This window comes from Streptomyces sp. NPDC031274 (assembly GCF_055570235.1).
In genome coordinates this window covers 17711-44244 of record NZ_JBVIHP010000003.1, presented here as the reverse complement: position 1 = coordinate 44244, position 26534 = coordinate 17711, and the positions used below count along the sequence as shown (strand labels likewise).

The following is a 26534-nucleotide window of genomic DNA, read 5'->3' as shown; positions in this document are numbered from 1 at the left end:
GCAGTTGTCCTTGCCACCAGTACGTACCCTTCACAAGGGCACAACCCACCCCTACGCACGAGTAGATTTATCTACACCCGGGAAGCCGCCCGGAAAGGAAGTCGACGGCGCACCACCCTCACCCCACCTGCGGCGAGGCGGCGTTACGGAATGACGACGACGGGGCGTTGCGCGCGGCGCGCGAGCCGGCCCGCGACCGAGCCGAAGATGCGCCCCACGATCCCGTGCGTCGATCCGACGACGATCGCGTCCGCGGAGTACTCACGGCCGACCTCTTCGAGTTCGTGGCAGATGTCGCCGCCGCGCTCGACAAGAATCCACGGCACCTCGGACAGATAATCCGCACAGGCCAGTTCGAGGCCGAGCACTTCCGTGCGGTGGTCCGGCACGTCGACGAAGACCGGCGGCTCGCAGCCCGCCCACACCGTGGTGGGGAGCCTGTTGGCGACATGCACGATGATCAGACCGGATCCGGAGCGATGGGCCATGCCGATCGCGTACGAGAGCGCGCGCTCGCTGGACATCGAGCCGTCGAAACCGACGACCACCCCGTGCCGAAAGGCCGGATCGCAGGAATGACGTAGTTCTTCAGCCGCCTGGGGGGTCGCCGTGGGATCGGCGACCTGCCGCTTGCGGTCCGCTGGTTCGGAGAATTCGTGACCGGCCATGGGTGTCTCGGCGAAGGAGTCCTCTGTGGGAGGGTCGACTTTGTTCGGGTCGTACAGCGCGGTATCGGGCAGATCGGACAGGATCAGACAGGGTCGAGCAGGGGCGAGGAGGAGCGGCGACGAGAACCGGAGCTGTGTCCGGGAATCATCTTCCCAACCCCATACCCCCAAGGGTACGGCGACACTCCTCTCCTGCCCAGGGCTTGTTACCGGCCCTGCGGGAGCCTCACGGCGTTCACCGGAGCATGCATGAGCGTCGCCCGTATGGCAATGGTTGCTGCCCCGTACAGGTGGTTTGGGCACCCACTCGCGTGGACCGCCATCGGCCACAAGGTTCACGCCAGTGACCGGCCGGGCGACCACGCGTTGAACTCCGGTACACCACCGCCACGAGGAGACCTCCGTGCCTGGACCGCCCCCCGTGTCCTCACAGGTCACGACGGACTCACACGTCACACTGCGGAGCCACCGACGCCCGCCGCAGGGGGCGCACGAACGCCCGCGCGGGGGCGTTCCGGCGCCGCGCGCCGAGGAAACACCCCCCACCCCCGCGCAGGACTCCGTGACCGATGTCGTGCGCTGGGCCGCGTTCAGCTGCGTCCTGGTCCCCGTGGTCCTTGTGGGCTATGGGACGTCGCTGGCCGGAGCCGCCGGGTCCGCCCTCGGTCTTGTGGCCGTGACGGGGGTCTGCCGGCTGCTGCTGCGGCAGTCCGAGCGAGGGTCCGCGCGACTGATCGAGGAGCGGGGCGACGACCGTCGCGGACGGCACGGGCGGGCGGGCTCGGGGGCGCACAGGGGCGGTCGGCATGCTGGTGGGTCTACGCCGGAGGGCTGACCGATTCGTACGTACTCCCCCGTTGCTTTTCAGCCAACTTCCTATGGCCATGCATTCCTTGGCCGAAGGGGTACCCAACCCTGGTCCCACCAGGGCTGAAAGGCGTACAGAGGCCGTCTGAACCCTATGGGGACCGGCCACGGAGGTGAGGCGCACTTCCCAGCAACGCCCGTGAGTGCAACGCTTCGTGATCGACTGCTTCACGCCAAGTTGCCATGTCGACATAGTGCCGGGTCCTTAACTGGTCACCCCGGCAGCACAGGACACAGTAGATTCGATCATGACTGTATTACGGCGGGGGACTGGTGGAGGACCGAGGGGAAACGTGCAGGAGCGACAGGTCCGACAGGAACGCCAAGAGCGCCGGGAACGCAGAGACCGTAGAAAACGGAGCAAAAACAGAAAAGGCCAAGAACAGGGAGCCGCGACGACCGAGGGGGGCTTAGCACCATGAGCCACGACTCCACTGCCGTGCAAGAAGCCGCGTCGCGGAAGCTTTCCGGACGCCGCCGCAGGGAGATTGTCGCGGTGCTGCTGTTCAGCGGTGGCCCCATCTTCGAGAGTTCCATACCGCTCTCCGTGTTCGGGATCGACCGGCAGGACGCCGGGGTTCCCCGGTACCGGCTGCTGGTCTGCGCCGGTGAGGACGGCCCGCTGCGTACGACCGGGGGGCTCGAACTCACCGCGCCGCATGGCCTGGAGGCGATAGGACGCGCGGGCACCGTCGTGGTGCCGGCCTGGCGGTCGATCACATCGCCGCCACCGCCGGAGGCACTCGACGCGTTGCGCCGCGCGCACGAAGAGGGCGCCCGCATCGTGGGGCTGTGCACCGGAGCTTTCGTGCTCGCGGCGGCCGGTCTGCTCGACGGCCGTCCGGCGACCACGCACTGGATGTACGCACCGACGCTGGCCAAGCGCTATCCGTCCGTCCATGTGGACCCGCGTGAGCTCTTCGTCGACGACGGAGACGTGCTCACGAGCGCGGGGACCGCGGCCGGAATTGATCTGTGCCTGCACATCGTGCGGACGGACCACGGCAACGAAGCGGCGGGCGCGCTCGCCCGCAGGCTCGTGGTGCCTCCGCGCAGGGCCGGCGGCCAGGAGCGCTATCTCGACAGGTCTTTACCTGAGGAGATCGGCGCCGACCCGCTCGCCGAGGTCGTCGCCTGGGCCCTGGAGCATCTCCACGAGCAGTTCGACGTGGAGACCCTGGCCGCGCGCGCTTACATGAGCAGGCGCACGTTCGACCGCAGGTTCCGCTCGCTCACCGGGAGCGCTCCCCTGCAGTGGCTGATCACTCAGCGCGTACTGCAGGCACAGCGGCTGCTCGAGACCTCCGACTACTCCGTCGACGAGGTCGCGGGCCGCTGCGGATTCCGTTCGCCGGTGGCCCTGCGCGGGCACTTCCGCCGCCAGCTGGGCTCGTCGCCGGCCGCCTACCGGGCCGCTTACCGCGCCCGCAGGCCGCAGGGGGGTGAGCGGGCCTTGCTGGAATCCCCGGCGCCCGTTCCCACCACGGCGACACTGAACGCGGAGAGCGGTCCTGTCCCGTCGCAGACCCGGCGTACGGCGGCCGCGAGTGCGTTCGCCCCGTCGACCTCACTGTCGACGGATCCGGGAAAGCCGTACTCGGATGCGTACGCGCCAGGGCGACAACCACTGCCCGGCCAGAGGAGCGCGCCGTAGGGTAAGACGCATGAACGATCGCATGGTGTGGATCGACTGCGAGATGACCGGGCTCTCGTTGACGGATGACGCACTTATCGAGGTGGCCGCACTGGTCACCGACTCGGAACTGAACGTGCTCGGTGAAGGTGTGGACATCGTGATCCGCCCGCCGGACGCGGCGCTGGAGACCATGCCCGAGGTGGTGCGCAAAATGCACACCACCTCGGGGCTCCTCGACGAGCTGGCATCGGGCACGACGCTGGCCGACGCCGAGGAGCAGGTCCTGGCGTACGTACGTGAGCACGTCAAGGAGCCCCGCAAGGCTCCGCTCTGCGGGAACTCGGTCGGTACCGACCGGGGCTTCCTGCTGCGCGACATGCGGACGCTGGAGGAGTTCCTCCACTACCGCATCGTCGACGTCTCCTCGATCAAGGAGCTCGCCCGGCGGTGGTACCCCCGGGCGTACTTCAACAGCCCGGACAAGAACGGCAACCACCGGGCCCTCGCGGACATCCGCGAATCCATCGCCGAGCTGCGGTACTACCGCGAGGCGGTCTTCGTGCCGCAGCCGGGCCCGGACTCCGACACCGCGAAAACCATCGCGGCCAAGTACGTGCTGCCCACGGAGTAGCCTCCGCGGAACCCTTCTGTACGGGGTCCGGGCTGTATCTCTCGGGGGGCGACCCCCGGACCTCCAGCCGCGGACAGCCGGGCGGAAGCCGATACCCATCCGGAGCCCAGCCGCACGGAAATCCGTGTGACGTCCGCCCCGGTAGCCATCCCTCGTGCAGGGTCCGGAAAACGCGTGCGCGAGCACCCCTTCGGACCCTGTACACTTTTTCTCGGCCGGTCAGAAGAAAGAAAAACGACCGGACATGGTGGGTGTAGCTCAGTTGGTAGAGCACCTGGTTGTGGTCCAGGTGGCCGCGGGTTCAAGTCCCGTCACTCACCCTGAAGAAAGGGCCCCGGTTCTCAGGAACCGGGGCCCTTTCGCATGCCGTCCGCAATTGCCGCTCCCGTAATCGGACACCGGGGCGCCGGGCCGTCGGTCGCCTCCCGCGTCGGCGGCCCGTCCGTCGTCCCGCGGAGCCGCCCGGTGGCCGCTCAGGACGACGCCCGCTCCACCAGTTCCGTCGGAAGCACCAGTTGGCGGTGTTCCAGGCGCCGGGCGGACGCGGGGCGGTCGTCCGCGATCTCGGCGAGCAGCAGATCGATCATCGCCCGGCCCATCTCCTCGATGGGCTGGCGCACGCTCGTCAGCGGCGGGTCCATGTGGCGGGCGATCGCCGAGTCGTCGAAGCCGACGAGCGCCACGTCGTCGGGTATGCGGCGCCCGGCCTCGCGCAGGACCTGGCGGGCACCCGCGGCCATCACGTCGGAGCCCGCGAACACCGCGTCCACCCCGGGGCAGGCTTCGAGCAGCTCCGACATCGCCCGGCGGCCACCCTCCTCCGTGAAGTCGCCGGCGGCGATGAGCCGCTCGTCCACCGGGCGGCCCGCGTCCGTCAGGGCGGCGCGGTAGCCGTCGAGGCGGCGCTGGGCGCCGTAGACGTCCAGGCGCCCCGTGATGGTGGCTATGCAGGTGCGTCCGCGCCCCAGGAGGTGCTCCACCGCCGAGTGCGCCCCGGCGAAGTTGTCGGAGTCGACCGAGGGCAGCGCCTCGTCGGCCGAGCGGCGGCCGCTGATCACCGCGGGGATCTCCAGCTGGGTCAGGAGGTCGGGCAGCGGGTCGTCGGCGTGGACCGAGACCAGGAGGACGCCGTCGACGCGGTGGGCCGCGAGGTACTGGGCCAGGCGCTGACGCCTGCGGTCGTTCCCGGCGAAGATCAGGAGGAGCTGCATCTCCGTCTCGCCGAGCTCGGCGCCGACCCCGCGCAGCACGTCGGAGAAGTACGGCTCGGCGAAGAAGCGGGTCTCCGGCTCGGGCACGACGAGGGCGATGGCGTTCGTGCGGTTGGCGGCCAGCGCGCGGGCCGCCGTGTTCGGGACGTAACCGAGTTCCGCGACGGCGGCCTCGACCGCCGTCCGGGTCGCCTCGCTCACCCGCGGCGATCCGTTGATCACCCGGGAGACCGTCCCGCGGCCTACTCCCGCCCTGGCGGCGACCTCCTCCAGGGTCGGTCGCCCGCCACTGCGGCTACGCGCACCGTGAGCTGCCATTGTCCGCCTCCCGTCGCACTTCCCCCGGCGAGGAATGTAGAGGAATGTAACAGCCTGATCATCGCCGGGCGGATGGGCCGAACGCGCGAGCGTCCTCGTACCAGCCCGAGTGGCACCCGAGTCGCCGCCCGAGTAACAGCCCGATAACTGAAGACATATCTCTATGTCCGGTCTCTTGACACCCCCGCTCCCAGCCACGACTCTTCAACTCATCACTTGTGGGAGCGCTCCCACAGTACCTGACACGTACACATCCCGCACGTTCCCCACCCGAGCCGCAGAGTCAGATCAACGGGGCAAGAAGTGCAGTTGGCCGGGGGGTCGGCACGTCAGGCAACAGGAGGACGTAATGCGCACGATTTCCCGCCGACCCGGTCGGCTGGTGGCCTTCGCGACCGTGACCGCGCTGGCCACAAGCCTGCTGGCCGGTTGTTCCAGCGACGACGAAGGCTCGGGGGGCAGCGACGGCAAGGTCACGCTCAACGTGGGCACCTTCGGTGTCCTTGGCCTGAAGCAAGCAGGTCTCTACGACGAGTACGAGAAGTCGCACCCGAACATCAAGATCAAAGAGAACGTGATCGAGCGCAACGACGCCTATTACCCGAAGCTCCTCACCCAGCTCCAGTCCGGCGCCGGTGTCAACGACGTCGCGGCCATAGAGGTCAGCAACATCACCGAGGTCGTCAAGACCCAGGGCGCCAAGTTCGAGGACCTGAGCAAGGCCGAGGGCGTGGACAAGTCCACGTATCTCGACTGGAAGTGGAAGCAGGCCACCACCGACGACGGCAAGACGGTCGGCCTCGGCGTCGACATCGGCCCGACGGCGCTCTGTTACCGCAAGGACCTCTTCAAGAAGGCCGGTCTTCCCACCGACCGCGAGGAGCTCGCCAAGGCGTGGGGCGGTGACTGGAACAAGTACGTCGCGCTCGGCGACAAGTACATGAAGAAGGCCCCCGATGGGACCAAGTTCGTCGACTCCGCCTCCAGTGTCTACAACGCCGTCTTCGCCGGTGCGAAAGAGCGCTACTACGACAAGGGCGGCAAGGAGATCTACGAGGACAGCCAGGGCCGCAAGGACGCCTGGGACGCGGCGATGAAGGTCGCGAAGGGCGACATGTCGTCCAAGCTCAAGCAGTTCGACCCGACGTGGGACCAGGGCTTCGCCAACGCCAAGTTCGCCACCGTGGCCTGCCCCGCGTGGATGGCCGGCTACATCCAGGAGAAGACGGGCCCGGAGGGCAAGGGCCAGTGGGACATGGCCAAGGCGCCCACCGACGGCAACTGGGGCGGAACGTTCCTGGGCGTGCCGAGCGCGGGCAAGCACAAGAAGGAGGCGACCGAGCTCGCCGTCTGGCTGACCCAGCCCGAGCAGCTCTCGAAGGTCTTCGCGAAGCAGGCGAGCTTCCCGTCCACCCCGTCGGCGTACGACACGCTGAAGCCGTCGCCCGCGACCAAGGCGTACTTCAACGACGCGCCCATCACGGAGATCTACGCCGACATCGCGAAGAACACCCCCTCGGCCATCTACGGCCTGAAGGACGCCCAGATCGGCCAGTCCATCACGGACATCGGTGTGCTCCAGGTGGAGCAGCAGGGCAAGTCTCCGGCTGAGGGCTGGGAGGCCGCGCAGAAGGAGATCAAGGATGTTCTGGGACAGTGACGCGCATGTCCGAGACCGCTGAGTACGCCGAGTCCGCGTCCCCCGGTGAGGGGGACGCGGCCCCGGCCGCGTCCGGGACCCGCAAGGGCTCCCCCACGTCCTCGTGGCGCAGTCGCCTGTACCGCTGGGACATAAAGGCGTCGCCGTACGTCTTCGTCGCCCCGTTCTTCCTCTTCTTCGGCGCCTTCGGGCTCTTCCCGCTGCTCTACACCGGCTGGGCCTCGCTGCACCGCCTGGAGCTGACCAACCTCGACGACAGCACCTGGCTGGGCCTGGACAACTACACCAACCTGCTGCAGAGCGACTACTTCTGGAACGCGCTCGGCAACACCTTCACCATCGGCATCATCTCCACCATCCCCCAGCTCGCCATCGCGCTCGGCGTCGCGCACCTGCTCAACTACAAGCTGCGCGGCTCCACCCTGTGGCGGGTCGCGATGCTCGCTCCGTACGCCACGTCGGTGGCGAGTGCCTCGCTGGTCTTCACGCTGCTCTTCGCGTGGGACGGCGGCATGGTCAACTGGATCATCGGGTCCGTCGGCATCGACGCGGTCAACTGGCGTGAATCGTCGTGGGGTTCGCAGTTCGCGGTGTCGTCGATCGTCATCTGGCGGTGGACCGGCTACAACGCGCTGATCTACCTGGCGGCGATGCAGGCCGTGCCGTACGACCTGTACGAGTCGGCCTCGCTCGACGGCGCCTCGCGCTGGCAGCAGTTCCGGCACGTGACCATCCCGATGCTGCGGCCGACGATCCTGTTCACCGTGGTCGTCTCCACCATCGGGGCGACCCAGCTCTTCGGTGAGCCACTCCTCTTCGGTGGCACGTCCGGGTCCAAGGGTGGCGCCGACCACCAGTTCCAGACGCTGGGTCTCTATCTGTACGACCAGGGCTGGATCAACGGCCATCTGGGCAGGGCTTCCGCCGTCGCCTGGCTGATGCTCGTGATCCTGCTGCTCATCGCCGCGGTCAATCTGCTGATCGCCCGACGTCTGAGGAAGGCCCAATGAAGTCCCGCACCACGGGCCCGACGACCGACGTCGCCGCGGCCCCGGAGACCGATCCGGTCGCGAGCCCGAAGGCGGCCCGCGCCAAGGGCCCGAAGTCGGGCCGCCCCCTGGGGCTCAAGGCCGGTCGCACCATGCACGCGGGGCCCGTGACCTACGTCGTTCTCGCGTTGTTCATGGCCGTCTCGCTCGCACCGCTGATCTGGACGGCGATCGCGGCCTCGCGCACGAGCGGCAGGCTCGCCCAGACACCGCCGCCCCTGTGGTTCGGCGGGAACCTCTTCAAGAACCTGGAGCGGGCCTGGACGGAGGCGAGCCTGGGTGACGCGATGCTCAACACCACGATCGTGGCGGGCAGCATCACCATCGGCACCGTCCTGTTCTCCACGATCGCCGGATTCGCCTTCGCCAAGCTGAAGTTCAAGTTCAGCGGTCTGCTGCTGCTCCTGACGATCGGCACGATGATGGTGCCGCCGCAGCTGAGTGTCGTACCGCTCTATCTGTGGATCGCCGATCTTCAGTGGACCAACCAGCTCCAGGCGGTGATCCTGCCGACGTTCGTGAGCGCCTTCGGGGTGTTCTTCATGCGGCAGTTCCTGCTCCAGGCGCTGCCGAGCGAGCTCATCGAGGCGGCCCGGATGGACGGGGCGAGCAGCCTGCGCATCATCTGGCACGTGGTGTTCCCGGCGGCGCGGCCCGCGATGGCGGTCCTCGGGCTGCTCACGTTCGTCATGGCCTGGAACGACTTCCTCTGGCCGATCATCGCCCTCAACCAGTCGAACCCCACCGTGCAGGTGGCGCTCAACTCCCTCGGCACGGGCTACATCCCGGACCGGGCGGTGATCATGGCGGGCGCGCTGCTCGGCACTCTGCCGCTGCTCCTGGCGTTCGTCCTGTTCGGAAAGCAGATCGTGAGCGGCATCATGCAGGGAGCGGTCAAGGGCTAGCCACCATCGGCCGCCATCGGCGGTCCTCGGCGGTCATCAGCCGTCATCAGCCGTCATCAGCGCCATGGGCCGTCACAGGCCAGGACCCCTCTCCGCCTGCCGTATCCCTCTCCCGCCAGGGTCGAGCCGCCGCCACCTCGGCCCTGGCCGTCCGCCCCCTCTTGCTTCACCTGTCTTCTTCTCTCTTCCCCCCCTCCGATGGGAGCGCTTCCATGCCCGAACCCCTCACCTTTCCGGCCGACTTCCTCTGGGGCGCGGCCACGTCCGCTTACCAGATCGAGGGCGCCGTACGCGAAGACGGCCGCACCCCCTCCATCTGGGACACCTTCAGTCACACGCCCGGCAAGACGTTCGACGGCGAGACCGGTGACGTCGCCGTCGAGCACTTCCACCGCTACCGCGACGACGTGGCGCTCATGGCGGACCTCGGTCTTGACGCCTACCGGTTCTCCGTCTCCTGGTCGCGGGTGCAGCCCACCGGGCGAGGCCCCGCCGTCCAGCGCGGCCTCGACTTCTACCGGCGGCTCGTCGACGAGCTGCTCGCCAAGGGCATCAAGCCCGCCCTGACCCTCTACCACTGGGATCTGCCGCAGGAGCTGGAGGACGCGGGCGGCTGGCCGGCGCGGGAGACCGCGTACCGGTTCGCCGAGTACGCGGGCTTCGTGGCCGAGGCGCTCGGCGACCGGGTCGAGTCGTGGATCACCCTGAACGAGCCGTGGTGCAGCGCCTTCCTGGGCTACGGCTCCGGCGTGCACGCCCCCGGCCGCACCGACCCGGCGGCAGCGCTACAAGCCGCGCACCACCTCAACCTCGCGCACGGACTGGGTACGCAGGCGCTGCGCGCCGCCCTTCCGGCCCGCGCCCGCATCGCGGTGAGCCTCAACTCCTCCGTCGTCAGGGCGGTTTCGGAGAGTCCGCAGGACCAGGACGCCCGCCGCCGCATCGACAACCTCGCCAACGGCGTCTTCCACGGCCCGATGCTGCACGGCGCCTACCCGGCGGACCTGCTCACCGACACGGCCCGCGTCACCGACTGGTCCTTCGTGCAGGACGGCGACCTGGCCACCGCCCACCAGCCGCTGGACGCGCTCGGCCTCAACTACTACACGCCCGCCCTCGTCTCGGCCGCCGAGGACGGCCCGGCGAGCGAGCGCAACGACGGACACGGCGCCAGCGAGCACTCCCCGTGGCCCGGCTCCGACGACGTGGCCTTCCACCAGACGCCGGGCGACCGCACCGAGATGGGCTGGACCATCGACCCGACGGGGCTGCACGACTTGATCATGCGCTACACCCGGGAGGCGCCGGGCCTCCCGCTGTACGTCACCGAGAACGGCGCCGCCTACGACGACAAGCCCGACGCTGAGGGCCGCGTCCACGACCCGGAGCGCATCGCCTACCTCCACGGCCACCTGGCCGCCGTCCGCCGGGCCATCACGGACGGCGCCGACGTCCGCGGCTACTACCTCTGGTCCCTCATGGACAACTTCGAATGGTCGTACGGCTACAGCAAGCGCTTCGGCGCGGTGTACGTCGACTACGAGACGCAGGCCCGCGTCCCGAAGTCCAGCGCCCACTGGTACGCGGCGGTGGCGGCCGCCGGTGAGCTGCCGCGGGAGGGCGCCGCGGGCTGACCCGCCCCCGGCAGCACGCCCTGAGGAGCCGAGTGGCAGCCCGCCGCTCGGCTCCTTAGGTTTCCCATATGCCACATAACGCAACTGATCAGGCACGGTGAGCGCCGGTGGGCGTACTCCGTGATCACCCCGAGTTCGCACTGTTCGTCTGCCTCGCCCTGGGCTACCTGGTCGGCAAGGTGCGCGTCGGCCCCATCACCCTCGGCGGCATCTGCGGCACCCTGATCGTCTCGCTGCTGCTCGGCGCCTGGGCCGAGGTCGTCGTCTCCGACGACGTCAAGACGATCTTCTTCGCGCTCTTCATCTTCGCGCTCGGCTATCTCGCGGGCCCCCAGTTCTTCTCCAACCTCAACCGCGAGAGCCTGCGCTTCTTCGCGCTCTGCGCGATCGAGCTCGTCTGCGTCCTGGGCATCGCACTCGGCCTCGCCAAGGCCTTCGACCTGGACGTCGGCACCGCGTCGGGCATCCTGGCGGGCGCGGCCACCGAGTCGGCCGTCGTCGGCACGGCGACCGAGGCCATCGGCAAGCTCGACGGCCTCACCCCGGACCAGATCACCCAGTACCAGGGGCACGTCGCCACCGCGTACACGGTCTGCTATCTCTTCGGCCTGATCACCATCGTGCTCTACACCAGCCAGATCATGCCGATGATGCTGCGCATCAACCTGCGGGACGCCTCGCGCGAGCTGTGGGAGAAGATGCGCGGCTCGGGCGACGGCCTGGAGTCCGACGAGCGGGAAGCCCTGCCCGGCATGGTCGGCCGCACCTATCTGGTGACGACGGCCGACGGCAGGACCGTGGGCGATCTGGAGTCCGAGCTCGAAGGGCGGATCACCGTCGAGGCCGTCAAGCGCGGCAGCAAGACCCTGACGCCCCGCCCCGATCTCGCCCTGACCCTCTCCGACCTGGTCCTCGTCGTCGGCCGCCGCGCCAATGCCATCGAGGCGGGACGCCTTATCGGCACCGAGACCCCGGGCATCCCCGGCGTCGACACCCCGCTCGCCACCGCCCAGGTCGCCGTCACCGAGAAGTCGATGGACGGCATGAGCGTGGACGCGATGCAGCGCGCGCACCCCGAGTTCATCAAGGACGGCGTGTACGTCACCGACGTACTGCGCGGTGATCAGCATCTGCCCGCCGACGGGGGCACCACCGTGCGGCGCGGTGACGTGCTCACCCTGGTGGGCGCGCGCTCCGGCCTGAACAGGCTGGTCGCGCGGATCGGCGCGGTCGTCAAGAACGACGCCACCGACTTCATCTATCTGGGGCTCGGCATCGCGGCCGGTTCGCTGCTCGGGCAGGTCGTCGTGCACTTCGGCGACGTGCCGATGTCGCTCGGCACGGGCGGCGGCTGTCTGGTCTCCGGGCTGCTCTTCGGCTGGTTCCGCTCGCGCAGGCAGACCTTCGGAGCGTTCCCGCCGCAGGCCGCCAACACCCTCAAGGACATGGGCCTGGCGATCTTCATCGCGTGTACGGGGCTCGTCTCGGGACCACAGGCCTGGCCGCTGCTCAAGCAGTACGGGGCGCTCCTTCCGTTCGCCGGGATCGCGATGGTCCTCGTACCCGCGACGATCTCGCTGTTCATCGGCCGCAGACTCCTGAAGATCGAGAAACCGCTCCTCATCGGCGCCATCGCGGGCCAGCAGTGCTCGACCCCGGCGATCACCTCCGTCACCCAGGTGGCCCAGAGCTCGGTCCCGCTGCTCGGCTACACGATCACTTACGCCCTCTCGAACTTCCTGCTCCCGCTGACCGGACCGATCCTCGTCGGCGTGCTCGGCACCTGAAGCGGCGTACTCGGCATCATCCGAAGCGGCGCACCCGGAGCGTAGAAAATGATCGACTTCCTCAACCGGAACATCTTCCAGCCCCACCCCGAGCTGCTCGTCTTCATCACCGTGGCGATCGGTTTCCTCTTCGGGAAGCTGCGCTACAGGGCGATCGGGCTCGGCGCGGTCACCGGCTGCCTCATCGCGGGGCTGCTCCTCGGGGCGCAGTTCAAGGTCGAGATCGACGGGACGGTGAAGAACCTCTTCTTCACGATGTTCCTCTTCGCCCTCGGCTACAAGGTCGGCCCGCAGTTCTTCCGCGGGCTGAAGAAGGACGGCCTTCCGCAGGTGCTCAACGCGGTCGTGGTCTGTGTGACAGGGCTGCTCGTCTGCTGGGGCTTCGCCGCGATGCTCGGATACGGTCCCGGGCTCTCGGCCGGTCTGCTCGGCGGGGCGCTCACCCAGTCCGCCGTCATCGGTGTCGCGGGCGACGCGATCTCCAATCTGCCGGGGCTCAGCTCCGCGCAGGTCAAGAGCGAGTCGAACCTGGTCGCCATCGGGTACGCGGTGACGTACCCCCTGGGCACGATCCTCTGCGCGATGCTGCTCGCCAACGTCCTGCCGAAGCTCTACCGCAAGGATCTCGCGGCCGAATCCGCCGCCCTGGCCAAGGAGTTGGACACACCAGGCGACAACCCCGACCTGGCCGACGGCTACTACGAGGTGGTCCTGCGCGCCTACACCATCCAGCGCCCCGACCTCGCGGGACGCACCATCGAGGACTTCGAGAACCAGCAGCGCGAGCTGGGCCGCCGGGTCTACATCACCCGCGTACGCAGGGACGGGAACATCCTCGACCACGACCAGCGGACCGCGCTGCGCGAGGGCGATGTCGTCGCGCTGAGCGCGCTGCGCGGCTCGCTCGTCGAGTTCGACCCGCGCACGCACATCGGCGGCGAGACCGATGACGTCGAACTCCTCGGCTACCAGACCGAGTCCCTGCACGTCGTCGCCTCGGAGAAGGCCCAACTCGGCCGGAGCATCGGTGACGTGCGCCGCGAGCCGTTCATGGTCGGCGTCTACGTCGACAAGCTGTACCGCTCCGGCGCCGAGTTCCCCTACCGCCTCACCACGAAGCTGGAGCGCGGCGACACCCTGATCCTCACCGGACCCAAACGCCTGGTGGACCCGGCGGGCAAGGAGCTCGGCAAGCCCGTGCCGACGTCGTTCGCCACCGACATGATCTGGGTGGGCCTCGGCATCTTCCTCGGCGGCTGCATCGGCATCCCGGCACTGACCGCGGGCGGTGTGCCGATCTCGCTCTCCACGTCCGGGGGTGCGCTGATCATGGGTCTGGTCTTCGGCTGGATCCGCGGCAAGTACCCGACGTACGGGAACGTCCCGCCCGGCGCCCAGTGGTTCATGGACACCCTCGGGCTCTGCCTCTTCGTCGCGGTCGTCGGCATCAACGCGGGCCCGAGCTTCACCTCCGGTCTGTCGACGGCGGGCTGGGGTCTGCTCCTCTTCGGCGCGATCGCCACGGTGATCCCGTTGATCGTCGGCTTCCTCTTCGGCCACCACGTACAGAAGATCCGCTTCCCGATCCTGATGGGAGTCCTCGCGGGCGGCCAGACGACCACCGCGGCGATCGGCGCGATCAACGAGACGTCACGGTCCCAGATCCCGACGCTCGGCTACACGATTCCGTACGCCGTCGGCAACGTGCTCCTGACCATCTGGGGCGCGGTCGTCGTCCTGCTCCACCACTGAACCCCGCCCGACCCCCGACCCCTGAACATCCGCCCGCATGTGAGGAACGAGCCGTGCCCAAGACCACCTTCACCCGCGAGGAAATCCAGTCGTTCGCGCAGCTCAGCCCGTTCGAGCTGAAGGACAAGTTCATCCAGATCGCCCAGGCGGTGCAGGCCGACAAGCCGGGCCAGAAGGAGAAGTCAAGCGCGCAGATGCTCAACGCGGGCCGCGGCAACCCCAACTGGGTTGCCACAGGGCCTCGCGAGGCGTTCTACGCGCTCGGCTACTTCGCCCTCTCCGAGTCCCGCCGCGTCTGGACCGCCGACAACCTCGGCGGCATGCCGGAGAAGACGGGATCGGGCGCCCGCTTCGACACCTTCGTACGGCAGCACCCCGACCTGCCCGGCATCGAGCTGCTCCAGAGCTGCGTCGCGTACGCCGTCGAGCGCTTCGGCTTCGACAGGGACGACTTCATCCATGAGCTGACGGACTGCTCGGTCGGCGACAACTACCCCGTGCCCGACCGGATGATGAAGCACGCCGAGCAGATCGTGCGCGGCTACGTCGCCGACGAGATGTTCGACCACAGGCCCCCGGCGGGCAATCTGAGCCTGTTCGCCACCGAGGGCGGCACGGCCGCGATGTGCTACATCTTCGACTCGCTCATGAAGAACGGCATCCTGCGCAAGGGCGACAAGATCGCCCTGATGGTGCCGGTGTTCACGCCGTACGTGGAGATTCCCGAGCTCGACACGTACGAGTTCGACGTGACGTACGTCCAGGCCAGCATGTTCGCCGAGGCGGGCGTACGGGAGTGGCGCTATCCGCAGGAGGAGGTGGCGAAGCTGGCGGACCCCGGCATCAAGATGGTCTGCCTGGTCAACCCCTCCAACCCGCCCTCACTGGCGCTGAGTCAGCGGGTCGCGGACCAGATCAAGCAGATCGTCGCCACGTCGAACCCGAACCTGCTGATCGTGACGGACGACGTGTACGGCACGTTCGTCGAGGGCTTCCGCTCCATCGCCGCCGACCTGCCGCGCAACACGCTGCTGGTCTACTCGTACTCCAAGCACTACGGCTGCACCGGCTGGCGGCTCGGGGTCATCGGCCTGAACGACGACAACGTCATCGACGAGCTGATCGCGGCGCTCCCGCAGACGGAGAAGGACCGGCTCGCCAAGCGGTACGGGACGCTGACCCTTGAGCCGGAGAAGATCAAGTTCATCGACCGCCTCGTCGCGGACTCGCGCCAGGTGGCCCTGAACCACACCTCGGGCCTCTCGCTCCCCCAGCAGACGATGATGGTCCTCTTCTCCCTCTTCGACATGCTGGAGGAGGGGCAGGCGTACAAGCTGCGCATCCGCTCGATCGTGCGGCAGCGGCTCGAACTGCTCCTGGAGGGCGCCGGGATGAAGATCTCGGACGACCCCGAGCGGGCCGGTTACTACATCGAGCTGGACCTGCTCGCCGAGGCGGAACGCGTCCACGGCAAGGACTTCGCCGACTTCCTGGAGAAGAGCTACGAGCCGGTCGACCCGCTGTTCCGCCTCGCCGAGCAGACCCACGTGGTGCTCCTGAACGGGGGCGGGTTCGAGGGGCCCGAGTGGTCGGTGCGGGTGTCGCTCGCCAACCTGGACGACCTCGACTACCTGAAGATCGGGCACCATCTGCGGGCGATCTTCAACGACTACGCGTCGGAGTGGAAGGCGGCCAAGGGGTAGTGCGGGAAAGAGGTGGGCGCCCCGACCGGGTGGGGGGGATGTGGGGTGCCGGTCGAGGCGCCGTGGGGGGCGGTGGTTCAGGGGGCCTTGTGGTCTTTGGGACTCTTGGGGACCTACTTGTAGGCGCCGAAGGCCTTCGTGAAGGCGAGCGGCTCCTGCTCGATCGACGAACAGGTCGGCTGCGCGCTGTTGCCCGCGCCGCCCTCACAGGCCTTGTCGCGGGTCGAGGACCACATCGCCAGCCAGCCGATGCCCTTCTCCTCGGCGAACTTCACCAGCTGCGTGGCGTCGTCGACCTTGAAGACCTCGGTGGCGACGTCGTTCACGCCGATCATCGGGGTGACCGCGACGGCCTTCCAGGCGGCCTCGTCGGAGAGGTCGAGGGCGCCCTTGATCTGCTTCTGCGTGGCGGTCGCGGCGTCTATGGCGTACTGGCCCATGTCACCGCTGTAGGAGGGCCCGTAGTCCATCGCCATGATGTTGACGGCGGAGACCTTCACGCCGTTCTTCTTCGCGTCGGCGACGAGGTCGACGCCCGGCTGGGTCAGGCCCTCGGGCATGACGGGCAGCGTGAACGAGACGTCCAGGCCCGCGTGGTCCTTCTGCAGCTGCGCGATGGCCTGCGCGCGACGGGTGTTGGCGGCGGTGTCGGGAAGGGCGCCGCCCTCGATGTCGAAGTCGACCTTCGTCAGCTTGTACTTGTCGATGACCTTGCCGTACGCCTTGGCCAGCGCGTCGGCGCTGTCGCACTTGAGGCCGAGCTCGGAGCCGGCGGCCCCGCCGAAGGACACGCGTACGTCGCCGCCCTTGGCCCGCAGGTCGCCGATCTGCGAGGCGACCTTGTCGTCGTCGAGCCCGGTGACGCCGCCCCACAGGGGCTCGCAGCTGCCGCCGGAGGTGATGAAGGCGAGGTTGAACTCCTTGACGCCGGTCTTGGTCGCGGTGTCGACGAGGTCGTACGCGGGAGCGAGTGAAGTGTCCACGAACGGGGCGAACTTGGCGTTGCCCTCGGCCTTCGCGGTGGGCGCGGCGGACTCGGCGGGAGCCTTGCTGGCCAGCGCCGTCCCGGAGAAGGCGAAGGCGCCGCCGCCGACGAGGGCGACGGCGGCGAGGCCGCCCATGACCTTGGACTTGGTGCTCACCGTGCGCCGATGCGTGCTGCTCATCGCGTGCCTGCCTTAGCTGTACGGGGGTGGGGGTGCGTCAGCACGTTAGCCTCGCGAGGGCACGACATTGCGGGCAATTGGGGCTCTGCACCGGATCTTAGGGTGCGCTTAAGGGAGCGATCGGGGCCGGTTAAAGGTCACCGCACGCCAGGGACGCGCTTCCGGCGGCGTACGGACCCCCCGTGCCCCCGCCCCCCGGCGACAGGCCGACGCCCGTCCAGCTGGATCCAGATCCGGACCTCCGTGCCGCCGAGCACGGACCGCCCGATGCGGACATCCCCACCGGACGACTCCGCGAGCTGACGCACGATGTCGAGCCCCAGGCCAGTGGACCCGTCGGCCCCCGACCCCGCGCCCCGCGCCAACGCCGCCTCAGGATCGGCGATCCCCGCCCCCGCGTCCGAGACGAGCACGATCACCGCGTCCTCCCCGCTGTGCACGTCCACCGCGAACGCCGACCCCTCGCGCGTGTGCCGGAAGACGTTGCCCAGCAACGCGTCCAGGGAGGCGACGAGTTCGGGGCGGGGCACCGGTATCCATACCGGGCGTTCCACCCCCGCGACCCGCACCTCACGCCCCTCGTCCTCCGCGAGCGCCGACCAGAAGGCCATGCGCTCCTGGATCACCTCGGAGGCGTCGCAGCCGGCGCCGGGGCCGACCGCGACGGTCTGCGGCTTGGCGTCGCGGGCGGTGCGGATGATCGTGTCGACCTCGCGTTCCAGCTTCTCCACCGCGATACGGGTCTGCTCGGCCGCGGGGCCGTCCCCGAGGGAGGCCGCGTTCAGCCGCAGCACCGTCAGTGGGGTGCGCAGGCGGTGGGAGAGGTCAGCCGCCAACTCCCGCTCGTTCGCCAGGAGTTGCACCACCTGGTCCGCCATCGAGTTGAACGCCACGGCGGCCAGGCGCAGTTCCGTCGGGCCTTCCTCCGCGACCCTCGAACCCAGCTTCCCCTCCCCCAGGGACCGCGCCGCCCCCACGAGCCGCTTGGCGGGCTGCACCATACGTACGCCGAGCCGGTCCGCCACCGCCACGGACCCGATGATCAGCGCGACGCCGACACCCGCAAGGACCAGCCACGCCGTGGTCACGCCGTTGCTGACCGCGCCCTCGGGCACGAAGATCTCGACCACGGCGATCTGGGTGGAGCTCAGCGCCATCGGCTGGAGGAGGGCGAAGCCGCCGTCGACCGTCGCCGTCCGCGCCCGGCCCTCCTTGCGCGTGGTCTCCACCGCGTGCGCGTCCGCCCGCCGGTCGCCGATCTCCAGGGCGGGCGCCTTGTCGATGGCGGGCACGTACACCGCCATCCGCCCCTCGCCGCCCGCCTCGGACGTGGCGACGGCCCGCGTCAGCTGATCCCGGTCGGTGGTGATGGAGAGCGTGGGACCCATGCCGGCCGCGTGCCGCTCGGCGTTGGAGAAGGCCCGGTCCCGTGCCATCTCCTGGATGACAAGGCCGAGCGGTACCGCGAAGGCCACCACGACCATCGTCGTGACGGCCAAGCACACCTTGACGAGTGCCCACCTCACAGCGGTGGCTCCAGCTTGACGCCGACACCCCGCAGCGTGTGCAGATAGCGCGGCCTGGCAGCCGTCTCGCCCAACTTCCTGCGCAGCCAAGAGAGATGTACGTCGATGGTCTGGTCGTCCCCGTAGCTCTGCTGCCACACCTCGGCGAGCAGTTCCTTGCGGGGTACGACGACACCGGGGCGCCCGGCGAGGAAGGCGAGCAGGTCGAACTCGCGCCTCGTCAGATCGAGCCGCGCCCCGTCCAGCTCCGCCTGGCGCCGCAGCGGGTCTATGGCGAGCCCGCCGACCCGTATCTCCCGGCTCGGCGGCGCCTCGTCCGCCGCGGCGCGCGAGCGGCGCAGGACGGCGGCCATCCGGGCCGACAGATGCTCGACGGAGAACGGCTTGGTCAGGTAGTCGTCGGCGCCGTCGTTCAGGAGCCTGACGATCTCGGTCTCGTCGTCACGCGCGGTGGCGATGATGACGGGAACGTCGGTGATCCCGCGCAGCATCTTCAGCGCCTCGGAACCGTCGAGATCGGGCAGGCCGAGGTCCAGGATCACCACGTCGAAACGGAAATGGGCCACCTCGCGCAGCGCCTCGAGGGCCGTGCCGACGCTGCGCACGGTGTGCGATGCCTCGGTCAGATGCCGGATGAGAGCGGAGCGTACGAACTGGTCATCCTCGACGACGAGCACACTTGCCATGGGCGGCACCGTACGCCATACGAGCGATCACGGTCGCCTGGGACAGCGGCGGCCCCTGTGGTGCAGTATGGCTCGCGATGCGCAGAGGACTCATACACGCAATAGCTTGGTCGCTGGCCACGGGAGCGGCGGTCACGCTCTCCTGGTGGGGCGTCCACACGGTCATGGCGGGCACCGCGTACGACCCGCCGCGTGCCGTCCCCCTGGCCGCCGACGGCGACCGGGCGGAGCCGCTCTCCTCCTCCACGCACCGCCCGGACCCGACGCCGACCCCCTCCCCGTCGAAGTCGAAGCAAGCGTCGAAGAATCCCTCGAAGCCCCCCGAGGGCAAGCCTTCCAAGACCAGGACAGGCAAGCCGAGCGCCCCCTCCACGCCCGCTTCCACACCCGGCAACGTGAAGAGCTACTCCTCCGACGGCGGCCGGGTCGTCTTCGACCTCGGCAAGAACTCCGCGACGCTGGTCTCGGCGACCCCGGCGGCGGGCTGGTCGGTGCAGGTGTGGAAGCAGGACACCTGGATCCGGGTGGAGTTCACGTCGGGCGCCGAGAAGGTCTCGGTGTTCTGCACGTGGCACGACCACGCCCCGGCGGTAGAAATCAACGAGTACTGACCGGTTGGTTCAGCAGAAGACCCAGAGTTGAAAAAACTCGGCTGAGAACCCCGGCGAAGGCGTCCTCACGCCCGAAACGTCCTCACATCGGAAGTGCCCTCCCCCGCGAAGTGTCCTCCCACGCGAAGTGTCCTCAGCGGAACACCGACGGTGGCGGCGCCGGCGACGCCACCGCGCTCGCGTCCGTGACCGCCGCCGCTCCCCCGCTGAAGTCGACGAGCGCCCGGCCGTGCTCGACCCGCGCCGGATGGGAGTCCCCGGCACTGCGCCGGGTCAGCTCGGCGATCGGCAGCGACCGGTCGGAGCCGACGAGCACCGCGTTGCCGAATCGCTTGCCGCGCAGTACCGCCGGGTCGGCGATCAGCGCGAGCTCGGGGAAGAGCGTGGCGGCGGTGGCGAGCTGGCCGCGCAGATGCGCGAGCGGAGGGCCGTCGGCGAGGTTCGCGGCGTAGTACCCGCCGGGCTTCAGAACCCTGCGTACGTCCCCGAGGAACTCGGTGCTCGTGAGGTGCGCGGGCGTACGGGCGCCGCTGAAGACGTCGGCGATGACGAGATCCGCCCAGCCGTCCGCGATCTTCGCCAGTCCTTCGCGGGCGTCCGTGCCGCGCACCCGCACACGCGCCTGCGGGTCCAACGGCAGCTCGCGGCGGACGAGTTGGATGAGTGACGTGTCGCGCTCGATGATCTGCTGGGTGGAGCGGGGGCGGGTCGCGGCTATGTAGCGGGCGAGGGTGAAGGCGCCGCCGCCGAGGTGCAGGGCCTGGATCGGCTTGCCGGGCGGCGCGACCAGGTCGGCGACGTGCCCGAGCCTGCGCTGGTACTCGAAGTCGAGATACGCCGGGTCGTCGAGGTCGACGTGTGACTGCGGGGCGCCGTCCACGAGCAGCGTCCACGCGCGCGGCCTGTCCCGGTCGGGCATCAGCTCGGCGAGCCCGCCGTCCACCTTCTCGACGACGGCTTGTGCCTCTTCCCGGGATCGCCTGTTCCTTGCCATCGGACCATTATCGGCGCACGCGGACGGCGCGGCCCGATGACCTTGGAGCACCCCCGGTCACGGGCTCAGCGGCAGTTGTCGGCGGCCTCGATCGTGCGGGCCGCCACGCCGAGCGCCGCCCGCAGGACGGCCGGATCGGTGACCGGATCGGTCTCGTCGGGGGGAAGGAGCCAGCCCGTCCCGGCGACCGGGGGCGGCGGGGGGACGGGCTCCGGCTCGGCGTGCAGGCGGGCGCCGCGGCCGAAGGTCTGCGTACACGCGCTGCCCGGCAGGTCCCAGGCGTCGGCGGTGCCGGGCGGCACCAGGAAGCCGAGGGTGTCGCACCCCCCGTCGTGCAGGACGGGGCCGACGGCGTCACCCGCGCCGCGGCGAAGGATATCGACCGCTTCGAGACCCTGGCGGGCCGGGACGGTGACGAGATCGCAGAATTCCGTGGACTCGGAGGACTCGCGGGACTCGAAGGAGCTGAAGGACTCCGTGGGACAGATGCCCTGCTGTGGTGGTGCGCTGCGGTCCTGGGTCGGCAGGTGTCGTGCCGTCGTCAGCGATGCCCGCGATGCGTCGTTCTCCACGTCGATCTCCAACAAGGGGACCCCTCCTCGCAAGGGCGGAAGCCACGTCGCTCCCTCTCCACATGGTTCAACGCGGGACGGCGTCAATAGCTACGGCGTAATGCTGCCGCAAAGGATGGCAGTTCATGGCAGATCAAGGGTGAGATATCCGGTTTGTAGCCAAAGTCCGTGTGCCGTCCCTATCAGACCGGGTACGTTCTTGCTTCGCCGGAACAGGGGGAAGCATCGCCGGATCCACAGGATTCGTCGCACTCCGGCACGATCCGTACGAGAGGGTCAGGCCATGGCGTCGTCACCGATGGCATCGTCAAATCCAGCCCCATGGGCGAACATCCGCTTCCGGCGACTGCGCGGTCAGCGCTCGCCGAGCGAGTTCGCAGCCGTGATCCGCAGAGCAGCTCGCGACATCGGGGAGCGCGTCAGCTGCGACGCCCGTTACGTCGGACGCGTCGAGGCAGGGGAGATCCGCTGCCCCAACTACGCGTACGAACGGGTCTTTCTGCACATGTTCCCCGGCCGGACGCTCACGGATCTGGGGTTCGCGCCCCGGTCCACGGTGCGCGGACGGGGGGCGCGCGCCGAGTCCGATGCGCCCGTGTCACACACCACGATCCATCCGTATGAGTCTTCACCGTCCGGCCTTTCCGGCCTCGAAGCACACGAGTTCGACCCGTACGAGATCCGGAACAGCGAGGAGAACGACGTGCGGCGCCGCGCATTCATGAGCGGCACGGCCACCGTGGCCGCCGCCTCTTTGGGGTCCTTCGGGCTCGCCGCCCAGAGTCCGGCCGAGGCCGCCGCGGGGCGCGGCGGCCGGGTGGGCGAGGCCGAGGTGAGCGCGGTCGAGGCCGCCGTGCGAAAGATCCGGCTGCTGGACGACCGGCACGGCGCGGACGGCCTCTACCGCCGCGCCTCCGCACCGCTGCGGACCGCGTACGCCCTGCTCGACGCGGGCACCACCCGCCAGTCGACGGCGGAGCGGCTGCACGCGGGCGCCGGTGAACTGGCGATCTCGGTGGGCTGGCTCGCGCACGACTCGGGCCGGTTCGACGACGCGCGCTCGCACTACGCGGAGGCTCTCGCGACGGCCCGGATGTCCGCCGATCCGGCTCTCGAAGCACACGCCTTCTGCAATACGGCCTTCCTGGCGCGCGACGCCGGGCGGCCCCGCGAGGCGGTGCGGGCGTCCCAGGCCGCGGCGCGCGCCGCCCGCCACCTCTCGTCGCCGCGGCTGCTCTCGCTCCTCGCGATGCGCGAGGCAGGAGGCTGGGCGGGGCTCGGCGACCGGCTGGGCTGCGAGCAGTCACTGACCCGCGCGCACATCCTCTTCGACCGCGGGCCTTCGGACTCCGATCCGGAGTGGATGAGCTTCTACGGCCCCGCCGAGCTGGAGGGCCTCGAGGCGCAGTGCTGGTCGGCGCTCGGCGAGTGGGACCGGGCGTCCCTGCACGCACGGCGCGCGGTGAGCGTGGCATCGGCGCAGACCCCGCAGTTCACCCGGAACATCGCCCTCTACACCGCCGAGCTCGCCGACGACCTGGCCCGAGCGGGCCGCCCGGACGAGGCGGCGACGGCGGGACTGCGGGTGCTCGGGCTCCTCGACGAGGTGCAGTCGTCGCGCATCCAGTCGATGCTCGCCACGACGGCCCGGGTGCTGCTTCCGCACCGACGGGCCTCGGGGGTGTGCGGCTTCCTGGAGCGGCATGCTTCGTTGCCGAGGGTCGTATAGACAGGCAGTAAGTACTGCGCCACGTGGCAGCAGACAGTGGACGGCAGACGGCAGACGGCAGACGGCAGTCAGTGCTGCGACAGGTGCCCCGTGTCGTTCCACGACTCGACGGCCGGTTCGCCGTAGGCCCAGCCGAGGGTGGAGATCGAGGTCGGGTTGAGGCGGACGCGGGCGGCGAAGTCGATGCCGAGGCCGAGCCAGCGTGCGCCGATGGACCGCAGGATGTGCCCGTGCGCGAAGACCAGGACATCGCGGTCCGCGCTGCGCGCCCAGTCCACCACCTCGTCCGCGCGGGCGGTGATCTGTTCCAGGGTCTCGCCCCCGGGGACGCCGTCGCGCCAGATGAACCAGCCGGGGCGTACGTCCTGGATCTCGGCCGGGGTCATCCCCTCGTAGGAGCCGTAGTCCCACTCCATGAGCGTGTCCCAGACGGTGGCGCGGTCCCCGAAGCCGGCGATCTCGCAGGTCTCCCGCGCGCGGGAGAGGGGGCTTGTGCGCACCTCGACGTCCGGGAGGCCGTCGAAGGGGGTGCGGTGCAGGCGGTCACCCAGTAGTTTCGCGCCGTCGCGGCCCTCTTCCAGGAGCGGGATGTCCGTCCTGCCGGTGTGCTTCCCGGACAGGGACCACTCGGTCTGTCCGTGCCGGGCCAGCAGGATGCGCGGTGCCATGTCGAGCCTTTCCGAGCCGACAGCCATCGGTGGAGACCATCAGCTGTCATAGAGCGATTTCCGCGGACAGACAGCTGTCCGTACCCTCCATCATCACTCACGCGCGATGTCGCGATCATCCGTGCCCACAGCGCGATCTTCCGTGCCCACAAGGAGCAACCCGCTAGACGATCTCAGCGTCTAAGACGACCGGGGACCGCGTCAGGGCGGTTTCGCGTACGCCGTAAAGTGAGGCGGCGGCGAACACCGCATGACCAAGAACGGATGGGGGAACGACCGGATGCCGCAGAGGGACACGCCGGGCAGCGGGGGCACCGGCGGGCTTCGGCTTCGTTGGTGGACGGAGCTGCCGCTGATTCTGGTGGTGTACGCCCTCTACTCCGCTGGACGGCTGCTGGCGCGCGGCGACGTGTCCACCGCCGTCGACCACGGTGTGGGCATTCTCCGCGTGGAGAAGTTCCTGCGCCTCAACGCCGAGAGCCCGCTGAACCGTCTCTTCACCGAGCATGCCTGGATAGGCGTCCCCGCCGACTTCTGGTACGCGTCGCTGCACTATGTGGTGACGCCCCTGATCCTCGTCTGGGTCTTCCGCAGCCACGCGGTCCAGTTCCGTGCCGCACGCGCGTGGCTGATGACTTCCACTCTGATCGGCCTGGTCGGCTTCACGCTCCTGCCGACCTGCCCGCCCCGCCTGCTGAGCGCGGGCCACGGATTCGTCGACACCATGGCGCAGTACAGCGACTACGGCTGGTGGGGCGGCGAGGCGAGTGCGCCGCGCGGGCTCGGCGGCATGACCAACCAGTACGCGGCGATGCCGAGCCTGCACGTGGGGTGGGCGCTGTGGTGCGGTGTGATGCTGTGGCGCCACGGGCGTTCGCCGCTGGCCAAGGTCGCGGCGGTGGGCTATCCGCTGATCACCACGATCGTCGTGATGGGCACCGCGAACCACTACTTCCTCGACGCGGTCGCGGGCGCCGTGGTGATGGGCGTCGGCCTGCTCCTCGTACAGCCTGTGCTGCGGCTCGCGGACCGGGTGAAGGCGAGGGTGCGGCTGCCGCTTGCGGTCGCGCGGCCGTCGTCGGGGGTGGTGGCCGGATCGAACGCGGCGTCCGTCGCGGGCTCGCCGTCGGCTTCATCCGCCCCAGAGTCCTCAATTGTCAGTGCCGAGTGCCAGACTTCGACAGGTGAGCGAATTCCCCGGCCGCGCGAGCGGCCTGCCGAGCCACGCGTCGAGTCGAGTGCCCGATCCGCCGACGCGGGGGACAGCGCTGCGACAGCGTCTCGCTGAGCTGCGCGGTCCTGACGTCCCCGCTCAGCCGCTCGACGCACGCGCCCTCGCGGCTCTCGCCGCGAATCCGGGGTGCAACAGGCGCGCGCTGCTCGACGGCGCGGGCGTGGACAAGGCGACGCTCGCGCAGTCGCTCGGCTCCCCCGCCTCCTTCGGGCAGTCGCAGTTCGCGTTCATGCGGGGCAACGCCTTCGAGGCGAAGGTCAAGGCGGACGGCGGTGCGGAGCTGCTGCGTCTGGTGCACGGCAGGCTCGGGGGCGGTCCTGAGCCGGTGCCCGGTGAGTCGTCCGTGCCGGATCTCACCGCGGTGGGCCCCGAGGGACGCGCGGCCCGCACCTCGCTCGCGCTGCGCGAGGCGACGTCGACGGAGGGCTGGACCCTCCTGGACCACCCCATGCTGGCGCTCGACGTCGCCGGAACACCTGCCTTCCTCGAACCGGACGCGGTGGTGGTCCACCCCGACGGCACCTGGACGGTCGTCGAGATCAAGTCCTTCCCGATGATCGACGGCTCGGCGGACGCGGCGAAGGTGGGCGCGGCGGCGCGCCAGGCCGCGGTGTACGCACTGGCGCTGGAGCGGGTGGCGGCCCGCATGGAGCCCGCGCCCCAGGTCCGGCACCACGTGCTCCTGGTCTGCCCCAAGGATTTCTCGAACCTCCCGACGGCGTCGGCCATCGACGTACGCAAACAAATCTCGGTGACCAGGCGCCAGTTGGCGCGCCTGACCCGCATCGAGGACATCGCGGCGGCGCTTCCTGAGGGCACCACCTTCGACGTGACCCGCCCCGCGGCCGACCTGACGGCAGCGGTCGAATCGGTCCCCGCGACATACGCCCCCGAGTGCCTGGCCGCCTGCGAACTGGCCTTCCACTGCCGCGAACGCTCCCGCGAACAGGACGCGGTGACGGCCCTGGGCCGCGCGCTGCGGGGCGAACTGGGCGGCCTGACGACGGTGACGGGGGTCCTCTCCGCGGCCAACGGCACATCGGGCGACGCGGCCGACCCGGCGGTGGCGGCGTTGCGGAGGGCGGCGGCGCTGAGAACAGAGGCGTTGGCGGGCGCGGGCGCCTCGGGCGGGGGCACGACGGGGGGCACGCCGTGCTGAGCCCCGGTGTGACGCCGCCACATCGCACGCACCACCGCCCGCACCTCCGTCCGACGACGGCCGCACGCCGCTCCCCCGCTCACCCACCCCTGAGCCCTTCGGCGACTGGCTGTCGCCGGGTGATCGGGTGGGTGGGCGGGAAAACTCCGCCGCGAAACGGCAAGGCAGCCGACCACCACCCGCAGACGCCGACGCACCGCGCAACGGAGCCGCACCACGCAACGGCCCTCCCCTTCTCGACCACTCCCCTGCCCCTGAGCCCTTCGGCCACCGGCTGTCGCCGGGTGATCGGGTGGGTGGGCGGGAAAACTCCGCCGCGAAACGGCAAGGCAGCCGACCACCACCCGCAGACGCCGACGCACCGCGCA

At 69.6% G+C, this 26534-nt stretch carries 21 protein-coding genes, 1 tRNA gene and 1 pseudogene; 15 read left to right on the top strand and 8 right to left on the bottom strand.

What is annotated here, in order from left to right; all coding sequences use genetic code 11:
- Positions 1-143 precede the first annotated feature (143 nt).
- Positions 144-668 carry a universal stress protein gene (locus tag ACZ5CR_RS05825; protein WP_389908143.1) on the bottom strand — a complete coding sequence of 175 codons (525 nt, stop codon included), beginning with the start codon at positions 666-668 and terminating at the stop codon, positions 144-146.
- Between the two features lie 562 nt (positions 669-1230).
- Here ACZ5CR_RS05825 and ACZ5CR_RS05820 point away from each other — a divergent pair.
- The 4 genes from ACZ5CR_RS05820 to ACZ5CR_RS05805 all read left to right on the top strand — a co-directional run bounded on the left by ACZ5CR_RS05820 (position 1231) and on the right by ACZ5CR_RS05805 (position 4122).
- Positions 1231-1503, top strand: coding sequence for a hypothetical protein (locus ACZ5CR_RS05820; protein WP_468854779.1), 273 nt, complete (start codon positions 1231-1233; stop codon positions 1501-1503).
- A gap of 450 nt (positions 1504-1953) precedes the next feature.
- Complete coding sequence (locus ACZ5CR_RS05815) at positions 1954-3189, top strand: helix-turn-helix domain-containing protein (RefSeq protein WP_468853969.1); 1236 nt, start codon at positions 1954-1956, stop codon at positions 3187-3189.
- 10 nt (positions 3190-3199) lie between these two features.
- Positions 3200-3802, top strand: coding sequence for an oligoribonuclease (gene orn, locus ACZ5CR_RS05810; RefSeq protein WP_468853967.1), 603 nt, complete (start codon positions 3200-3202; stop codon positions 3800-3802).
- A gap of 247 nt (positions 3803-4049) precedes the next feature.
- Positions 4050-4122 (top strand) — tRNA-His (locus ACZ5CR_RS05805).
- A 153-nt stretch (positions 4123-4275) separates the two neighbouring features.
- Here ACZ5CR_RS05805 and ACZ5CR_RS05800 read toward each other — a convergent pair.
- Complete coding sequence (locus tag ACZ5CR_RS05800; RefSeq protein WP_468853966.1) at positions 4276-5331, bottom strand: LacI family DNA-binding transcriptional regulator; 1056 nt, start codon at positions 5329-5331, stop codon at positions 4276-4278.
- Between the two features lie 349 nt (positions 5332-5680).
- Here ACZ5CR_RS05800 and ACZ5CR_RS05795 point away from each other — a divergent pair, with 349 nt between their 5' ends.
- From ACZ5CR_RS05795 to ACZ5CR_RS05765, 7 genes are all read left to right on the top strand, one after another.
- Positions 5681-6991 carry an ABC transporter substrate-binding protein gene (locus ACZ5CR_RS05795; protein ID WP_468853965.1) on the top strand — a complete coding sequence of 437 codons (1311 nt, stop codon included), beginning with the start codon at positions 5681-5683 and terminating at the stop codon, positions 6989-6991.
- Positions 6992-6996: 5 nt separating this feature from the next.
- Positions 6997-8001, top strand: a complete 1005-nt coding sequence (locus ACZ5CR_RS05790) for a carbohydrate ABC transporter permease (RefSeq protein WP_468853962.1) — start codon at positions 6997-6999, stop codon at positions 7999-8001.
- Positions 7998-8945, top strand: a complete 948-nt coding sequence (locus tag ACZ5CR_RS05785; RefSeq protein WP_468853961.1) for a carbohydrate ABC transporter permease — start codon at positions 7998-8000, stop codon at positions 8943-8945. Before ACZ5CR_RS05790 ends, ACZ5CR_RS05785 begins: the two co-directional genes overlap by 4 nt.
- A gap of 212 nt (positions 8946-9157) precedes the next feature.
- Entirely contained in the window at positions 9158-10579 is a 1422-nt protein-coding gene (locus tag ACZ5CR_RS05780) for a GH1 family beta-glucosidase (protein ID WP_468853960.1), read from the top strand.
- Between the two features lie 107 nt (positions 10580-10686).
- Positions 10687-12366: an aspartate-alanine antiporter gene (gene aspT, locus ACZ5CR_RS05775; protein WP_468853957.1), complete on the top strand. Its 1680-nt coding sequence runs from the start codon at positions 10687-10689 to the stop codon at positions 12364-12366.
- Between the two features lie 48 nt (positions 12367-12414).
- Positions 12415-14118, top strand: coding sequence for an aspartate-alanine antiporter (aspT, locus tag ACZ5CR_RS05770; protein WP_468853955.1), 1704 nt, complete (start codon positions 12415-12417; stop codon positions 14116-14118).
- Between the two features lie 53 nt (positions 14119-14171).
- Entirely contained in the window at positions 14172-15821 is a 1650-nt protein-coding gene (locus ACZ5CR_RS05765) for a bifunctional aspartate transaminase/aspartate 4-decarboxylase (RefSeq protein ID WP_468853954.1), read from the top strand.
- A gap of 113 nt (positions 15822-15934) precedes the next feature.
- Here the strand turns inward: ACZ5CR_RS05765 and ACZ5CR_RS05760 are convergent.
- From ACZ5CR_RS05760 to ACZ5CR_RS05750, 3 genes and pseudogenes are all read right to left on the bottom strand, one after another.
- A pseudogene (locus tag ACZ5CR_RS05760) lies at positions 15935-16822 on the bottom strand (chitinase); the annotation flags it as partial.
- A 302-nt stretch (positions 16823-17124) separates the two neighbouring features.
- Complete coding sequence (locus tag ACZ5CR_RS05755) at positions 17125-18513, bottom strand: sensor histidine kinase (RefSeq protein ID WP_468853952.1); 1389 nt, start codon at positions 18511-18513, stop codon at positions 17125-17127.
- Positions 18510-19199: a response regulator transcription factor gene (locus ACZ5CR_RS05750; RefSeq protein WP_468853950.1), complete on the bottom strand. Its 690-nt coding sequence runs from the start codon at positions 19197-19199 to the stop codon at positions 18510-18512. The genes ACZ5CR_RS05755 and ACZ5CR_RS05750 overlap by 4 nt, the downstream gene beginning before the upstream one ends.
- A 77-nt stretch (positions 19200-19276) precedes the next feature.
- Here ACZ5CR_RS05750 and ACZ5CR_RS05745 point away from each other — a divergent pair, with 77 nt between their 5' ends.
- Complete coding sequence (locus tag ACZ5CR_RS05745; protein ID WP_468853947.1) at positions 19277-19810, top strand: hypothetical protein; 534 nt, start codon at positions 19277-19279, stop codon at positions 19808-19810.
- Positions 19811-19943: 133 nt separating this feature from the next.
- Here the strand turns inward: ACZ5CR_RS05745 and ACZ5CR_RS05740 are convergent, their stop codons facing one another.
- Complete coding sequence (locus ACZ5CR_RS05740) at positions 19944-20804, bottom strand: spermidine synthase (RefSeq protein ID WP_468853945.1); 861 nt, start codon at positions 20802-20804, stop codon at positions 19944-19946.
- Positions 20805-20869: 65 nt separating this feature from the next.
- The gene (locus ACZ5CR_RS05735) at positions 20870-21292 is read right to left on the bottom strand and encodes a hypothetical protein (protein ID WP_468854776.1); all 423 of its coding nucleotides are present in this window, start codon (positions 21290-21292) and stop codon (positions 20870-20872) included.
- Positions 21293-21659: 367 nt separating this feature from the next.
- On the opposite strand from ACZ5CR_RS05735, the gene ACZ5CR_RS05730 reads away from it, so the two are divergent.
- Positions 21660-23105 carry a tetratricopeptide repeat protein gene (locus ACZ5CR_RS05730; RefSeq protein WP_468853942.1) on the top strand — a complete coding sequence of 482 codons (1446 nt, stop codon included), beginning with the start codon at positions 21660-21662 and terminating at the stop codon, positions 23103-23105.
- 68 nt (positions 23106-23173) lie between these two features.
- On the opposite strand, the gene ACZ5CR_RS05725 is transcribed toward ACZ5CR_RS05730, so the two are convergent.
- Positions 23174-23773: a histidine phosphatase family protein gene (locus ACZ5CR_RS05725; RefSeq protein WP_468853940.1), complete on the bottom strand. Its 600-nt coding sequence runs from the start codon at positions 23771-23773 to the stop codon at positions 23174-23176.
- 280 nt (positions 23774-24053) lie between these two features.
- Between ACZ5CR_RS05725 and ACZ5CR_RS05720 the strand changes: the two genes are divergently transcribed.
- Together ACZ5CR_RS05720 and ACZ5CR_RS05715 are read left to right on the top strand one after the other, a co-directional pair.
- Positions 24054-25061, top strand: coding sequence for a phosphatase PAP2 family protein (locus ACZ5CR_RS05720; RefSeq protein WP_468854773.1), 1008 nt, complete (start codon positions 24054-24056; stop codon positions 25059-25061).
- On the top strand, positions 25012-26166 hold the full coding sequence (locus tag ACZ5CR_RS05715; protein ID WP_468854772.1) for a hypothetical protein: 1155 nt from the start codon (positions 25012-25014) through the stop codon (positions 26164-26166). The genes ACZ5CR_RS05720 and ACZ5CR_RS05715 overlap by 50 nt, the downstream gene beginning before the upstream one ends.
- Positions 26167-26534 lie beyond the last annotated feature (368 nt).

What these genes read in the sequence shown, in the direction of transcription:
- ACZ5CR_RS05825 (WP_389908143.1), bottom strand. Translation starts at nt 668, where the DNA reads ATGGCCGGTCACGAATTCTCCGAACCAGCGGACCGCAAGCGGCAGGTC.
- ACZ5CR_RS05815 (WP_468853969.1), top strand. Translation starts at nt 1,954, where the DNA reads ATGAGCCACGACTCCACTGCCGTGCAAGAAGCCGCGTCGCGGAAGCTT.
- orn (WP_468853967.1), top strand. Translation starts at nt 3,200, where the DNA reads ATGAACGATCGCATGGTGTGGATCGACTGCGAGATGACCGGGCTCTCG.
- ACZ5CR_RS05800 (WP_468853966.1), bottom strand. Translation starts at nt 5,331, where the DNA reads ATGGCAGCTCACGGTGCGCGTAGCCGCAGTGGCGGGCGACCGACCCTG.
- ACZ5CR_RS05795 (WP_468853965.1), top strand. Translation starts at nt 5,681, where the DNA reads ATGCGCACGATTTCCCGCCGACCCGGTCGGCTGGTGGCCTTCGCGACC.
- ACZ5CR_RS05790 (WP_468853962.1), top strand. Translation starts at nt 6,997, where the DNA reads ATGTCCGAGACCGCTGAGTACGCCGAGTCCGCGTCCCCCGGTGAGGGG.
- ACZ5CR_RS05785 (WP_468853961.1), top strand. Translation starts at nt 7,998, where the DNA reads ATGAAGTCCCGCACCACGGGCCCGACGACCGACGTCGCCGCGGCCCCG.
- ACZ5CR_RS05780 (WP_468853960.1), top strand. Translation starts at nt 9,158, where the DNA reads ATGCCCGAACCCCTCACCTTTCCGGCCGACTTCCTCTGGGGCGCGGCC.
- aspT (WP_468853955.1), top strand. Translation starts at nt 12,415, where the DNA reads ATGATCGACTTCCTCAACCGGAACATCTTCCAGCCCCACCCCGAGCTG.
- ACZ5CR_RS05750 (WP_468853950.1), bottom strand. Translation starts at nt 19,199, where the DNA reads ATGGCAAGTGTGCTCGTCGTCGAGGATGACCAGTTCGTACGCTCCGCT.
- ACZ5CR_RS05745 (WP_468853947.1), top strand. Translation starts at nt 19,277, where the DNA reads ATGCGCAGAGGACTCATACACGCAATAGCTTGGTCGCTGGCCACGGGA.
- ACZ5CR_RS05740 (WP_468853945.1), bottom strand. Translation starts at nt 20,804, where the DNA reads ATGGCAAGGAACAGGCGATCCCGGGAAGAGGCACAAGCCGTCGTCGAG.
- ACZ5CR_RS05730 (WP_468853942.1), top strand. Translation starts at nt 21,660, where the DNA reads ATGGCGTCGTCACCGATGGCATCGTCAAATCCAGCCCCATGGGCGAAC.
- ACZ5CR_RS05725 (WP_468853940.1), bottom strand. Translation starts at nt 23,773, where the DNA reads ATGGCACCGCGCATCCTGCTGGCCCGGCACGGACAGACCGAGTGGTCC.
- ACZ5CR_RS05720 (WP_468854773.1), top strand. Translation starts at nt 24,054, where the DNA reads ATGCCGCAGAGGGACACGCCGGGCAGCGGGGGCACCGGCGGGCTTCGG.